The organism is Arcobacter peruensis, from assembly GCF_003711085.1.
Lineage (GTDB): Bacteria > Campylobacterota > Campylobacteria > Campylobacterales > Arcobacteraceae > Poseidonibacter > Poseidonibacter parvus.
Map to the genome: position 1 here is coordinate 1030650 of NZ_CP032363.1, position 14872 is coordinate 1045521.

Below are 14872 nucleotides of genomic sequence, written 5' to 3' on the forward strand. Positions count from 1 at the left end.
TTATCTATTTTGTTGTTAACTTACAATTTTCTATAAGAACATTATCTAAGCCATTAAATACTTCTTTAGTAGCTGCTTCAATACCTATTGATAAGTTTGCTAACTTAGTATTACCTTCTCTACTAGCATTTGCATCAATGTATTTTTGAACACCTTGGTGAACATTTTCATGTGCAATTTTTAATTGATTCCAGGCTGATGTATTTACAAATATTCTAGAGTTACTTTCACAAGAATCAATCCATTTTCCTAAGTTACAAGAGTGACAATCAACAACTTTCCAAGATTCAAAAGTATCTAATTTTCTAAAGTTATTATCTTTAAAATTAATATGATCATTTTTATATTTTGCAATATCTGCAATAAGTTCAACATCACAAACTTGATTTAAAGTCTTTTCTTCAAATTTAGCACTTTTTGTAATTTCTAATAATCTTCTTGATAACTCTTTTGCTTCAATAGATAAAGTATCAATTGATGATGCAGTTTGAGCATTTTCTTGAGTAACTTTATCTAAATTATTAATAGCAGAATTAATTTGAATCATTCCTGATTCTTGTTCTTTACTTGAAACAGATACATCATCTATAATATTTTTTGTTTGAATAACTTTTTCATTAAGTTCATTATATCCATCAATCATTTTAGAAGATATCTCTTTACCATGTTTAGATTTATTACTTGCATCTTCAACTAAAGTTTTAATATCTTTTGCAGCATCTGCACTTCTACTTGCTAGATTTCGTACTTCTTGTGCAACAACGGCAAAACCTTTACCAGCTTCTCCCGCAGTTGCTGCTTCTACAGCTGCATTAAGTGAAAGAATATTCGTTTGGAATGCTATTTGATCAATAATTGTAATTGCTTCATTAATAGCAGTTACTTTATCATTAATTTCATCCATTGATGAAGAAGTTAATGATGCTAAATCTTTTCCAGTACTTGAAGACTTGTTTAATTCATCAGATAAAGAAGCCATTTGAATAATATTTTCATTATTAGATCTAATAGTTGAAGTTATTTCTTCAATTGACGCGGCAGTCTCTTCTAAAGATGCTGCTTGACTTGTAGATGAAGAAGATAATTTTTGAGCACCCTCAGAAAGAATATTTGTAGAGTTTGACAATTCTGTTCCAGAGTTTGTTATCATAGCAACTAATTGAGAAATATTTGATCCTAAAAGAAGTGCTGAAGTAACTAAAGATCCCATATCTCCACCCATTTTATTCAATTGATTTTCATTTATAGAGTATTGATAATCTCCACTTGCATAACCATCTAATAATTTATTGATTAAATCAAATTTTTCTTTAGTATCAATAAGCATTTCATTTATATTTGTTCTTAAAGCTTCAACTTCAGATGTAGCTCCATGAGATTTTATAGTGTAACAGAAGAATCCACTTTTTACTTTTTTCATAACATCATCAATCTCTGAAACAACTGCTTTATCTTGTTCCATTAATTGTGAAGTTCTTTCTATTTGTTCATTAATATCTTCAGACATTTGTCCAAATTCATCTTTACTTTTTACTTCTAAAACTGTAATTGTATCTTTTTCTCTAAGTGTGTATTTAAAGAAGTCAGATAATCCATTTTTAAATGTTTCTAATGAAACATTAATATTTCTAGTAATGTATGAAGCCATAATAAGAACAACAATTAATGCTAAAATTGTAAAAATTAAAGTTGTAATAAATGTTGTATAAAAAGAATCTTTTAATGCATGAATATTACTTACCATTTTTGAAGATAAATAATCATCTACTTCTTTTAAAAGATTAATTTTTTTCGTAATTGTAGAGAACCAATATGTAGGTTCTTCACTAAATAGATTTATTCCTAATTTATATAAAGCAATCATCGATTCAGTATCATGAACTTTTACATCTTTATCTAAAGTTTTAATATCGATATTATTTTTATACGCATACTCAATTTTTGATAAGCCATTATGGTATTTTTTAAAAGTTTTCTCAACAACATCTAAAAAACCTATTTCTTCACTTTTTAGATTTGGAAATTCTCTATATTTATTAATTAGTTTTACTAATTCTTTATATTGATTATCAACATTAATTTTGTATTCTTCATCTCCTCTAATTACAAAGTTTTTAAAGTTGTGAATAATACCACCATACCCAACATATTCTCCAATAGAAGCTATTATTTTATGTTTTTCTACAGAAGAAACTAAAACTTGTCTAATTCTATTTACCTCATCAACTTCTTTTCCCTTAACAGTTTGAGTGTAAAAATCAATTGCGTCTTTAGTTGCATAATGTTTAAAAGTAGCTATATAAGAATCTTGTTCAGATACAAGTTTATTAAGTTTTTCTCTCATACCTGGAGCAAAAGAATCTCTACTTAGTGTATTAGTTCCAACTGCTCTTTCAATTCCTGCTCTTTCTTTTGATAATAAAAAAGATGCAAAAGCAGTAATTCTTAGTGATATATCAGCATTATCAGTTAGTTTGGAAAGGACAACAACTGAATCTAGAAGTAGTTTATTTGTATTTGTATAATATGCGATTGCATTTGCAAGAGAGATAGTTTGGTTATCCACACTTTTTCTAATTTTTTCAATGTTTTGCATTCTTTCAATAACAATATTAATCTTTTGAGCTAATCTTTCAGAGTGAGAAGAATTATCCATCTTATTTTTTGCGATTAAAAAAAGTTCCATCTTTTCATTAGTTAAATTTCTTTGCTTAAGTAATGATTCTGCAAACTTTTCACCCTTACTACCAATAAAACCAGCAGTCATACCTCTTTCTTTTTGTGTTTCATGTAAGAGTAAAGAAATAGCTTGTGCAAACTCAATACCCACTTCTATTTTCTCAATCTTACTTATTTCTTTATAAATAGTAATATTTTGTGAAAAAGAGAAGTATAATAATCCTAATAACGGTAAAGAAACAAGTAATAATAACTTTTTTTTATAGCTAAATTATTAATAAAATTCATGTTTATCCTTATTTTGTTCAATATATAATTATATTATATTATAAAATAATATTTTTAAAATAAAAAATTGAATAAAATTTATCTAATTAGAACAATTACTCTTTTATAAACTAATATCTTTTAATATATATTCAATTTTATTATTTTCTAGAAAGTTTGTGAATAATTCAAAATTTTCATCGACATGATTTTTGTCAAAACCAGCTAATGAAATAACTGCTTTTCTTTTTTCATCTTTGAATTTAGGTAATACTGATAAGTCTAAGTCTTTTGATACTTTTAGCATAACATCTATTAAGTCATTTTCACTACATGATGCAGTTAATACCACTCTATATTTTGGTATTGAAGTTGGGTAGTATTTTTCTAAAGCTTCTACTACCATAGCTTGACTCATAGATGGAAATCCAGGAGTAAAGAAAAATCTTTTCTTTAGATAAAATCCAGGCACATTATTTACTACATTTTTTAAAAGTTTTGCATTTATTGGAAGATAAGACATATGAATTCTATGAGGATAAGCTTCTTCTTTAAATTGATTTTCTATTAATTGTTTAGCCTCTTCATGAAACTCTATTTTATAGTTTGTAAAAGCTTTAGCAGCAGCTACTCTTGTATAATCATCAGGTGTAGAGCCAATTCCTCCAAAACAAAACATCACTGAGTTTTCATCAGCTTTAATAAGATTAAAAACATTATTCATTAATGTTGGGTCATCTTCTATTACAAAAGAAGCTTTGTGTTCCCATCCTCGTTTAAGAAGTTCTTGATTTAAAAAAGGGAAATGGGCATCTTTTCTACGCCCATTTAAAAGTTCTGTTCCTATAATAACACTATAAAAATTAACTTTTTTATTACTTGTCATTAGATTTTTGTTTGTATAAAGGCATTCATTTCATTAACAATTGCTTCAATAGTACCTTCACCTGAAATTTGTTTTAAAAGGTTTTTTTTATTATAAAACTCTTGGATTTCTTTTAAAGGATCTGTATATAATTTCATTCTATTTAAAAATACTTCTTCATTATCATCATCTCTTACAATCTCAGCATCTGCTGCACGACCAAGTACTCTTTGAAATGCAGTCTCTTTTGATACAGCAACTTCAATAACACTTTGCAATGATACTTCATTTTCATTTTCTAAATACTTATCAAGTTCAGTCATTTGCTCAATTGATCTTGGATATCCATCAATTACAACTGTATTTGTAGGAGAATTTTTAATTGCACTTAAAATTGTTTCAATAACAATCTCTAAAGGCACAATATTTCCTTTTGAAACACTTGCATCAATAATAGCTCCACGCTCACTTCCACTTGCAATTTCTGCTCTTAGCATATCACCTGTTGAATAATGAGTGATTGAATCATGTTTTAAAGCAATTAATTCTGCATCAGTTGTTTTTCCAGAGCCAGGAGCTCCAATAATTAAAAAAAGTTTCTTCATATATATTTTCCTTTTATCCTTGCATTCCTGCATTTGCCATTTTTTTAGCACGTGCAACATTATGGTTTGTTCTTGGTACTACAATTTCTTTTTGTTTTTCTTTTCTTCTTGGATCTTTTTCTACAAATATTTTTTTCTTTGTAAAAGGGTCCATTTCTGTATAATACATTACAGCAGAATAAGTTCCAGGAGTTGGAATAAATACTTGGGCTTGTTCTGGATTCATTTTTAATTCATGTGTAGTAAACTGTTTTAAATCATGCATATGTTTCTCTTCACAACCTGGATGCGCTGCTATTAAGTAATATGTTAAGAACTGTTTTTTACCTGATTTTTTATTTAAATCATCATACATTTTTTTAAAATCAATAAGTGTTTGTTTTCCTGGTTTCCCCATGTGATGTAAAACCTCATCATTTGTATGCTCAGGTGCAACTTTCATTTGTCCTGAAATGTGATGGTCAACCATCTCTTTTAAATAGCTTTCTCCATGTTTTTTATCAGCTGTAATTAAATCATATCGAACACCAGAAGCTACAAAAGCTTTTTTAATCCCAGGTATTTGTCTAATATCTTTTAATAATTTTATATTTCTACTATGATCAACTTTCATTGTTCTACATAATCTATGTGCATCTACACATCTTTTATTATCAACACAAGTTCCAAGTTTTTCTTTTTTCTTACACTCATAACCATACATATTTGCTGTTGGTCCTCCAACATCAGAAATAATTCCTTTAAAATCTTTAATAGTTGTAAAGTGTTTTGCTTCTTTTAAAATATTCTCTTCACTTCTAGTACGAATAGTTCTACCTTGGTGAGCAGCAATTGCACAGAAGTTACACTCTCCCCAACATCCGTGGTGTGTCATAATTGAAAACTTAATTGTTTCTAAACATTTAACTTTTCCATGTTTTCCATCATAAGGATGTACATCTCTTTGATATGGATAAGATGCAATTTTATCCATTTCTTTTTCATCCATATGATCACTTGGTGGGTTTTGTATTAAATATCTTGAATCAACACCTTGACATAAGCCTTTTGAGTATACAGGGTCATTATTGTCATAAAATGTTTTGAATAAATCTATATAATTACCTTTATCGTCTAAACACTCTTGATGACTTGGTATTTGAATATAATCTTCTACTGGTTCTTTTGAAATATAACAAAGTCCTCTAATATTTCTAGGATCACCACCATTTCTTAAAGTGTTTCCTAAATCTATAATAGCTTGCTCACCCATTCCATAAATCATGTAATCAGCTTTTGTATCAAATAAAATTGGTTTTCTAAGTTTATTAGACCAATAATCATAGTGAGTTAATCTTCGAAGACTAGCTTCAATTCCACCAAGTACAATTGGCACTGTGCCTTTAAAATATCTTCTAATTAAGTTTGTATAAACTAAAGTTGCTCTATCTGGTCTTCTTTCGTTTTTTCCACCAGCAGTATAATCATCTGAGTTTCTAAACTTTTTTGTAGCTGTATAATTTGAAACCATTGAATCAATACTTCCACCACTTACTCCCCAGAATAGTTTTGGCTCACCTAATCTTTTAACATCAACATCACTATTTACATCAGGTTGTCCAATAATTCCAACACGAAGACCAATATCTTCAAGAATTCTTCCAACTACAGCAATACCCATAAATGGTGAATCAATATAAGCATCACCTGTTATTAAAACAACATCAAGCTCATCCCATCCACGCTCACTCATCTCTTCTTTAGTAGTAGGTAAAAATTTATTTGGCTTATTAATATTACTCATAATTCTTCTTTTTTAATAATTTTTAAAATCTATAATATGTTTTTCGTATTGTGCCTTAATATCTTTTAACCTCTACTATAAAAGATAGATATTAAATCTTTTTAGTTAAATTTTCATCTAGTTTTTGAATATTTAAAAGCATTGCAACTTTAGACTTTTCATATTCATCAATATCAACTAAACTTTCAATTAGTGTTCCTGATCCTAAGAAATGGTTTTGAATATGTTGAATTGATTTTTCTTCTACAAGAGAGCTATGTTCTAAAGAAGAGACTAAAATTCCTACACAATGGTCAATATTATCTTTATCATATTCTAATAATATTATATCCTTTAATTCATCATCAGTTATTTCTTCATTTATAAAATCTCTAATATCTAAAACTGCAATTAACTTTTCTTTATAAATAACCATACCTTTAAAATGATTTGTTTTATCCATTTCAATTGAAGATTGTAAATCATCAATTCCTATTGACTCAATCACACATTCGGCCTTAACTGCTAAAAATTTACTTCCAATATTAAATGTTGCTAATTCAACACTATTTCCTGTTTTTTTCTTATTTATATTATTAATATATTTATTTGTAGTAGTAAATGTATTATTATGCTTATCCTCTCCTATTTTAATAAAAGTAAAAGATAAAATATCATTTTTATAATCATCAGCTTCACTTTTATATTCTCTATATCCAGAAGAACATTTAACTCCAATTGCAAAATAAGTATCTGCAATTTTTACAATTTTACTTTTTTGTGTCCCATTATTAATACTAAAAAAGTCATCTTCTAAATTTAAAAGACTTCCAATTTCTAAACTTTTATTAGTTGTTGAGATTATTTCTTTATTTCTATTTGTAAAAACAGCAAAGATACCATTAACTTTTTTTCCATCAGAATGTTTTGGTAAGGTGTCAGCTAACATTGTATATAACTCAGGGGTAGAATCAAAAACAAGAGCAATACCGCCAATTATATTTGATGAGTTTTTTATAGATCTTATTGCAGAAGAATAAATATAAGTTGATTCATTATTATAAAGATTTGTTTTTTCAAAATTTGATACACAATACTTAGAAGTATCTTTTAATGTGAATGTATCTTCCACCCATTTTGTATTAATTATTTTTCCTAGTAAATACTCTTCTTCTTTATTTGAAACTGCAATAACTTTTCCATTTTTATCAAAAATAAATATATTTGTATATACAGTGTATAAATCATTAATATATTTTAAAATGGATGATAATTCATCTTTTTTTGTATTTATATTTTCAATATTTTCTAAAGCTTCTCTAAAATATGAAGTTAAAGCCCACCACCTACAATCGTTAGCTCTTTCATAAAGGTTTCTATCCATTATATCAATTGCTAAAGATGATAAAAATTCACTATTTTTTAAAATTGAGCTTATTATTGTTTGATTTAAATTTGAAAGCGATGCATTCGCTTTTGTTCCTGTTAATCCAATTTCAGTTAATAAAGATTTTGAGAAGTCTCTATTAACAGAGTTATGTTTACTCTGTGCAATATTACCATTCCAAATAATCCTTTTCAAGTTGTCTTGAATAGAATTACTTTTATTAAAAACATCTTTTAAATCTTTAGAAAAATGATCTTTATTTGATATCATTGCGTCAATTACACTTGGTTCATATTTAATATCATTTAAAACATCACTTAAGAATGCATGTTCTAAAGGTATCATAATATGTCCATACCATTTTAATCCCATAAAACCTTGGTAGCCATTTGTATCACAACTTTTTGATATATAATCACGTCCTGCAAAGCTAATTAACTTATATTCTTCATTTATAATTATTGGTAACTGTGCATTTAAAGGAATATGATTTTTGTCACTTGATGCAATTACAAAACCTTCTTCATCAAGTATTGTTAAACACTCTTTGTTAGATTCATCAATTAAATTATTAAAAATATCATTCATCTCACCTGTGAACTTAAAACATAAAGATAAGATACCAATATTCTTTGAATTTGGACTATTATTTTCTGTAACTTTATATGAGTAAACAAGAGATTTTTTATATTGTGGTAAAAAATGGTGAAACTTATAAGTTTCGACATAATCTTCAGAAGTATTTAAAATTTTTTGAACTTGTTTTGAAGAAATCTTTTTAACATCAGTTGAGTCATCAAGTCTAACTAGAATATTACCTTTAGTATCTGCTAATACAATATCAAAATAAACAGAGTATTTTTCAACATACTCTTTGAATCTTTCAATCATATTAAGACTTAATTCATTACTTTTATCATCATATTTTGAAACATAATTTTTTAGAAAATATCTAATATCATCATCTGTAGCTAAAAAACCAATATCCGCAGTTCTTTCAAATAAGTTTCTAATAACTATATCAATAGCCACTTGTGCTTTAAATCTCATTTCATGTCTAACTTTATCAATTTGTTGTTCACTTAAATGATTTAGTAGTGTTGAAGTTAAGTTTAAAAAGTTACCTTTTATTTTTTCTATATCAATGTTTATATCACCTAATTGTCCAAGTAATGCTAAAACATCCCATGATGAGCTTAATCGTCCTAACTCTTCTCTATATTTATCTACATCTTCTATATATTTTATTATTGGGTATAAATCTTTTTTTATATTTATCCCTTTGTAATTAATTAATGAATTATCCATAATTTCTCCCATAATCTATTAATAAATTATATAGGATAGCGAAGATAATAATTATATACATATGTAAAATTAATATACAATTAGAAAAAATAATTTAATAGTGTTAAAAAGTTATCTGTTTTTATTCAATAAACTCTTGTGCAATTTTTGATAAGTTATAAAAAAGAAGTTCTTCATAAGGGTTAAAAGTTTTTATTAAAATATTTGAATGTCCAGATAAAGACTTAGCAAAATTAATATTTTTATTCTCTTCTATAAAAACAACTTTTATTTGATTTTTTTTTACAAATCTTACTAATGGTTTTATTTCTGAAGCGCTTAATATTCTTTTTTTTCTTATGTATTTATTTATTTTAAATCTTTTTGCAAAATAGTCAAATTTTTCATCAAAAACAAAAATATTGTAAATTTCACTATCTGCTAGTTTTTTCTTTATCTCTAAAAAAGAAGCATCTAATTTATTTAAAAAATTATAATAATTAGCTTCATAGTCATTTTTATTGTAAGGGTCAATTTTAGATAAAGTCTCATAAATATTTTTTGCAACTTCTCTTAACAAAATTGGATCAAACCATACAAAGGGATTATCTTCTCCTTCATATTTTAGTTTTTTTATATCTTTAGACATATTAACAGCATTTAATTCTTTTCTAGATTTAAGAAAAATCTTTTCATATTCTTTCTCAATATCAAGACCAAAATTAAAATATACTCTAGTTCCTGCAAGACTAGAAATTTCTGTTGGACTTAAATCTAGAATTTTATTTGAAAAGTTATTTGAAATTGTTTTTATTCTAATATGATTTTGACCGATTTGCTTAACTATATGAGCTTCAAAGGGTAAGCTAGTTGTAACTTGAAATTTTGAAAATAGTAGTGTTGGAAGTAGTAATAATAAAAGTTTATACACCACTACTTCCTTTTAGTTTATGATTGTTGTTCAGTTTTTCTTATTCTTAAACTTAAATCTTTTAACTGCTCAGCATCAACTGGTGATGGAGCACCTGTTAATAGACATTGTGCTTTTTGAGTTTTAGGGAATGCAATAACATCTCTAATTGAATCAGTTCCAGCAAGAAGCATAATAAGTCTATCAAGACCCATTGCAAAACCACCATGAGATGGAGCTCCATATTGAAGTGCATCAAGTAAGAATCCGAATTTTTCTCTTTGTTCTTCTTCTGAAATTCCCATAAGTTCAAATACTTTTGATTGAATTTCTTCTTTATGAATTCTAATAGATCCACCACCTAATTCCATACCATTTAATACAATATCATAAGCAATAGATTCAATTGATTCTAAATCACTTGTATCTTCTAATGATTTTGGCATTGTAAATGGATGGTGAAGTGCTTTCATTTTTCCATCTTCAACTTCAAACATTGGGAAATCAACAACCCATAAGAACTCATAAGCATCTGCAGGAATAATATCCATTTGCTCAGCTAAGTAAAGTCTAAATCTACCCATGTAATCCCATACAGTTTTTTTATCACCTGCTCCAAAGAATACAACATCACCAACTTCAAGCTCTGTAGTTTTAACAATCTCTTCTAAATCAGCTTCTGAGAAAAATTTAGTTAATGGACCTTTTAATCCATCTTCTTTCATTTGGAAGTAACCAAGACCTTTTGCTCCAAATTTTCTAACGTAGTCTTCAAAACCTTTCATCTGTCTCTTAGAGAATAAGTTATCTCCATTTGGACATTTAAGTGCTTTAATTCTGTTATTCTTTTTATCTTTTGCAATATCTGCAAAGATTTCATTTGTAGAGTTTGCAAAAATATCAATAACTTCTACTAATGGCATATCAAATCTAATATCAGGTTTATCTGAACCATAAATTTCCATTGCATCCCAGTATCTCATTCTTGGAAATTCTGAAGGTACAGGTTTACCACATTTTGTAAATACATCAGTAATTACTTTTTCAGCAACTTTAATTACATCTTCTTGATCACAAAAAGACATTTCAACATCTATTTGAGTAAATTCAGGTTGTCTATCAGCTCTTAAATCTTCATCTCTAAAACATTTAGCAATTTGGAAATATTTGTCAAATCCAGATACCATTAATAATTGTTTAAATAACTGAGGTGATTGTGGAAGTGCATAAAACTCTCCACCATGAACTCTTGATGGTACTAAATAATCTCTTGCACCTTCTGGAGTAGATTTTGTTAAAATTGGAGTTTCAACATCTAAGAAACCTAATTCATCTAAAGTATTTCTAACTTGAATAGCTGCTTTTGATCTTAATTGGAAAATCTCAAATGATTTTTTTGATCTTAATTCTAAGAATCTATTTCTAAGTTTAATTTCATCATTAACTTTATCATCATTTAAATCAAAAGGCATAGGCTTTGATTTATTTTCAATAGTTAATTCACTTAAAACAATTTCAATCTTACCTGTAACTAAGTTAGGATTTTCTAATCCTTCACCTCTAGCTCTTACTGATCCCTTAGCAACTAATACAAACTCATCTCTAACTGTTTCTGAAATAGGAAGAATAGCAGGATCTGCAACTAGCTGAACTAATCCACCTTTATCTCTTAAATCAATAAAAATAATCCCACCGTGATCACGTCTGCTGTTTACCCAACCTGCAACAGTAACTTCTTCACCGATGTTTTTTTCTGTAACTTCTGTACAATAATGTGTTCTCAATTCAAAACTCCATAAATATAAATATCCGCGATTTTATCTAAATCTTACTTAATTTCTAAAAAGCCAAACGATGTAGTTTTTAATAATTTTGGTTTATAAACAACATGATTATTCTCAATCTGAGTTTCAATTAATCCTGATTGATTCCCATCATACAAATAATTAACTCCAACTAAAGTAGAATAATCAACCCAGTTATAAATAATATCAGCACCATAAGAGCTAATAGCATCTCTTAAATTATCATCAACATTATCAATAGAACTAGCAAGTAAAAAATTACTTCTATCTTTTACTTGTGTTAAAGTTAAAATTTTTGGATTATAATTTATTTGAGTTGAAAGTATAACCTTTGGATAAATACTATAAGCTCTTAATTGTGACAAAATAATAGATGTTTTTACAATTGGAGTATTTAAAAATAAAGTTGAATTTTTAATTCTATAATCTTTAACAATACCTTTAAAGTAGTTTCTTTTCTTTTTAATCTCTTTTACGACCTTAACATCAGGTGTTAAATTTTCATAAAGTGATTTTAGCTTATCTCCTAAAAAAGAACTTTGATAAAACATTGTATTATTAGTGTTTGAATATTCTAATAACTTAGAAATTTGGTCTTTATAAGAGATTCCTCCATAAAAGAAATTGCTTTTAGCATTTGTTATATAATCTTCATTTGTAAGTGGTAAATAAACTTTTAAATCATTAGTATCAATAGTATGTAAAAGTTCAGTAACTCTTGGTGTAAATAAAGCTAATACATTTGAGAAACCTTGCTCCCTTGCACTTAAAAAAGCTTTTTCTATACTTTGTTGATCTTCAGATATTGTATCAAATACTTTTATTTCATATTTAATATTTTTATAATCAAAATATCCTAAAACAGTATTCATTGATGATTTCGCATATTTTGCTACGATTTTAGAAGGATAAATAAATGCAAGTTTCATTACTTCACTATTATCAATATTAGGTAGTTCATTTTCAATAATTTCTATTTCTTCTAAAGGATCAATATTCTCTTCAATTCTCTCTTCAGTAGGATTTACAGGAGTACCAATATTTTCTTTAGGAGGAAGTTTGATTTCGACTTCTTGTTGTTTTATAGAACAACCTACAAAAAAAGCAGTAATTAGTATAAGTGATAATAAATGTTTCAAGTTGAAAGCTCCAATATATTTTTGATTCTAAGCATATCATAATATGCGTCTTTTTTTGAAGAAGGGTTTCTCAATAAATAATTAGCTGAAAAAGTAGGAACTAGCTTAATATTATTAAACACAAGTTCTTTTCCTCTATTTTGACTAAAATTGTCTTTTTCATTAAATAAATAAGAATATGTATTCTCACCTAAACTAACTATTAGTTTTGGTTTTATTAGTTCTATTTGCTTTTGTAAATAATCATTACATGAGTCAACATGTAATTTATTTAATGAATTTGAACTCTTACATTTAACTAAGTTTGTAATATACACTTCTTCTTTTTTTATATTTAATACATTCTCTATCATTTTTGATAATAACTCACCAGTTTTTCCTGTATAAAAAGAACCTAACTCATCTTCACTATTAGATGGTTCATCAGAAATAAACATAACATTAGCATGAAGACTACCCGTTCCAAAAAGAACGTTTTTTCTACTTTTTGAAAGTTCACATAAATAACAGTTTTCAACATTAGATTTTAATGCAAAAATATTATCAGGTAGTTTTATATTCTTAATATCATTTGGAAGTAAATCGATAGTTTTGTGATAATCATATCCCATGGATTTTAGTGAATGTAAATTATATAAAAGTTTTTGTTTAACTGTATTTGTCATTACAAATTGTACAAAAAATTTTCTTTTATGATTATTTGTTCCAATAATTTGTACAAATGTGATATTTTTATTGACATTTGTCCTTATATTTTGTACAATCTTTCAAATCAAATCAGGAATCGTAATGACAACACCTAGTTTACGTAAATTAGAAGTTGATTTAGATGTTAATAAAACTACTCTACATAATTGGAAAAAGAATAGACCAAAACTATATGAGTTTATCGTAGAATCATATAAAGATAGAGAGATTTTAAAAATGCATTTAGAATCAATGATTAAACAAAAAAAATTAATTGAAGAAGAAATAGATATTACAAAAAATAGAGTGATTTAAATATATAAACTTATGGAGCAATAGCTTTGGTATGACTTTTTTAAAAGCACGCGAAATATCTGAAACTACTGCTTCATAATTATGTATATTTAATTTGAATTTTTATATTGTAGATTATTTATTTTTGAAGAAATTAAATAAGGAACGAATTCCTTATTTAAAAAGATATAATTACTTATATCTGTGAGTGATTCTACCCTTATCTAAAGAATAAGGAGTAATTTCTACTTTTACTTTATCATTTGGTAATATTTTAATATAATGCATTCTCATTTTTCCTGAGATATGACATAATACATTATGACCGTTATCTAATTCTACTTTAAACATTGCATTTGGTAGTGCGTCTGTTACTTTACCATCAATTACAATTACATCATCTTTTGCCAATTTACTATCTCCCTAGTCTACTGTACTTAATATTACTGCTTTTCCGTTTACAACGGCAACTGTATGCTCATAATGACTACCTCTTAATCCGTCTTCAGAAACAACATCCCATTTATTATCTAAAATAACTGGTTCTCTTTCCTTTTGACAAATCATTGGTTCTAAACAAAAAACCATTCCGTTTTTTATTTTTGGACCAGATTTAGTACTTCCATTCCCAATATAATTAGGTATTTCAGGTTCATCATGAGGTTTTTTTCCAATTCCGTGTCCACAGAATCTAACAAGCGGTTGATAACCTCTGCTTACAATAAAATCTTCTATCAATTTTGAAAGTTCTTTGAATCTCATACCTTCATGAATAGAATCAATAGCGTGATATAAAGAATCTTTTGCACAAGCAATTAAATCTTCATCTTCTTTTGATATTTTACCAATAGGCATTGTAATAGCAGCATCACCATACCAACCATCAATTTCAGTTCCAATGTCGATACCTAAGATATCTCCTTCTTTTAAAACTACATCTGATGGAATACCATGAATGATTACTTCATTTAATGAAGTACAAATAGCAGCAGGAAAACCGTATAAGCCTTTAAAAGATGGTCTAGCATTTAAATTATCTAAAAATGCTTCACCCATGGCATCAACTTCTTTCAAAGTCATACCAGCTTTAACGTTTTGCGCTAAATGGTTTAAAGTCTTCGCAACTGCAATATTTGCAGTGCGAAGTTTTTCGATTTCATTTGCTTTTCTTAATGGGATTGCCAT

The 14872-nt window shown here is 27.0% G+C and carries 12 protein-coding genes; 1 reads left to right on the forward strand and 11 read right to left on the reverse strand.

The annotated features are described in order from the left end of the window. Nucleotides 1–4 precede the first annotated feature (4 nt). From D3Z07_RS05300 to D3Z07_RS05340, 9 genes are all read right to left on the reverse strand, one after another. Nucleotides 5–2830, reverse strand: coding sequence for a methyl-accepting chemotaxis protein (locus tag D3Z07_RS05300; protein WP_122893249.1), 2826 nt, complete (start codon nucleotides 2828–2830; stop codon nucleotides 5–7). A gap of 240 nt (nucleotides 2831–3070) precedes the next feature. Beyond that, nucleotides 3071–3832: a competence/damage-inducible protein A gene (locus tag D3Z07_RS05305; RefSeq protein WP_122893250.1), complete on the reverse strand. Its 762-nt coding sequence runs from the start codon at nucleotides 3830–3832 to the stop codon at nucleotides 3071–3073. Beyond that, nucleotides 3832–4416 (reverse strand): adenylate kinase, encoded by a 585-nt coding sequence (locus tag D3Z07_RS05310; RefSeq protein WP_076085031.1) that lies wholly within the window; start codon nucleotides 4414–4416, stop codon nucleotides 3832–3834. Before D3Z07_RS05310 ends, D3Z07_RS05305 begins: the two co-directional genes overlap by 1 nt. A 13-nt stretch (nucleotides 4417–4429) precedes the next feature. Then, on the reverse strand, nucleotides 4430–6199 hold the full coding sequence (locus D3Z07_RS05315) for a YgiQ family radical SAM protein (protein WP_076085028.1): 1770 nt from the start codon (nucleotides 6197–6199) through the stop codon (nucleotides 4430–4432). Nucleotides 6200–6290: 91 nt separating this feature from the next. Continuing rightward, the gene (locus D3Z07_RS05320; RefSeq protein ID WP_122893251.1) at nucleotides 6291–8873 is read right to left on the reverse strand and encodes a chemotaxis protein CheW; all 2583 of its coding nucleotides are present in this window, start codon (nucleotides 8871–8873) and stop codon (nucleotides 6291–6293) included. Nucleotides 8874–8994: 121 nt separating this feature from the next. After that, nucleotides 8995–9783 (reverse strand): metal ABC transporter substrate-binding protein, encoded by a 789-nt coding sequence (locus D3Z07_RS05325; protein WP_164707202.1) that lies wholly within the window; start codon nucleotides 9781–9783, stop codon nucleotides 8995–8997. A 17-nt stretch (nucleotides 9784–9800) separates the two neighbouring features. Next, the gene (gene aspS / locus D3Z07_RS05330) at nucleotides 9801–11546 is read right to left on the reverse strand and encodes an aspartate--tRNA ligase (RefSeq protein WP_122893253.1); all 1746 of its coding nucleotides are present in this window, start codon (nucleotides 11544–11546) and stop codon (nucleotides 9801–9803) included. Between the two features lie 44 nt (nucleotides 11547–11590). Then, nucleotides 11591–12706, reverse strand: coding sequence for a hypothetical protein (locus D3Z07_RS05335; RefSeq protein WP_122893254.1), 1116 nt, complete (start codon nucleotides 12704–12706; stop codon nucleotides 11591–11593). Next, entirely contained in the window at nucleotides 12703–13371 is a 669-nt protein-coding gene (locus D3Z07_RS05340) for a uracil-DNA glycosylase (RefSeq protein WP_122893255.1), read from the reverse strand. Before D3Z07_RS05340 ends, D3Z07_RS05335 begins: the two co-directional genes overlap by 4 nt. 124 nt (nucleotides 13372–13495) lie before the next feature. Here D3Z07_RS05340 and D3Z07_RS05345 point away from each other — a divergent pair, with 124 nt between their 5' ends. Then, nucleotides 13496–13708 (forward strand): hypothetical protein, encoded by a 213-nt coding sequence (locus D3Z07_RS05345; protein ID WP_076085009.1) that lies wholly within the window; start codon nucleotides 13496–13498, stop codon nucleotides 13706–13708. Between the two features lie 171 nt (nucleotides 13709–13879). Here D3Z07_RS05345 and infA read toward each other — a convergent pair whose 3' ends face one another. Beyond that, nucleotides 13880–14098 (reverse strand): translation initiation factor IF-1, encoded by a 219-nt coding sequence (gene infA, locus D3Z07_RS05350; protein ID WP_076085006.1) that lies wholly within the window; start codon nucleotides 14096–14098, stop codon nucleotides 13880–13882. Between the two features lie 12 nt (nucleotides 14099–14110). After that, a complete protein-coding gene (gene map, locus D3Z07_RS05355) occupies nucleotides 14111–14872 on the reverse strand; it encodes a type I methionyl aminopeptidase (RefSeq protein WP_076085003.1) in 762 nt (253 codons plus the stop codon).

Bases quoted from the DNA above. Each gene is read 5' to 3' on its own strand.
- D3Z07_RS05305 (WP_122893250.1), bottom strand. From the start codon at position 3,832: ATGACAAGTAATAAAAAAGTTAATTTTTATAGTGTTATTATAGGAACA.
- D3Z07_RS05320 (WP_122893251.1), bottom strand. From the start codon at position 8,873: ATGGATAATTCATTAATTAATTACAAAGGGATAAATATAAAAAAAGAT.
- D3Z07_RS05310 (WP_076085031.1), bottom strand. From the start codon at position 4,416: ATGAAGAAACTTTTTTTAATTATTGGAGCTCCTGGCTCTGGAAAAACA.
- D3Z07_RS05345 (WP_076085009.1), top strand. From the start codon at position 13,496: ATGACAACACCTAGTTTACGTAAATTAGAAGTTGATTTAGATGTTAAT.
- map (WP_076085003.1), bottom strand. From the start codon at position 14,872: ATGGCAATCCCATTAAGAAAAGCAAATGAAATCGAAAAACTTCGCACT.
- D3Z07_RS05340 (WP_122893255.1), bottom strand. From the start codon at position 13,371: ATGACAAATACAGTTAAACAAAAACTTTTATATAATTTACATTCACTA.
- D3Z07_RS05315 (WP_076085028.1), bottom strand. From the start codon at position 6,199: ATGAGTAATATTAATAAGCCAAATAAATTTTTACCTACTACTAAAGAA.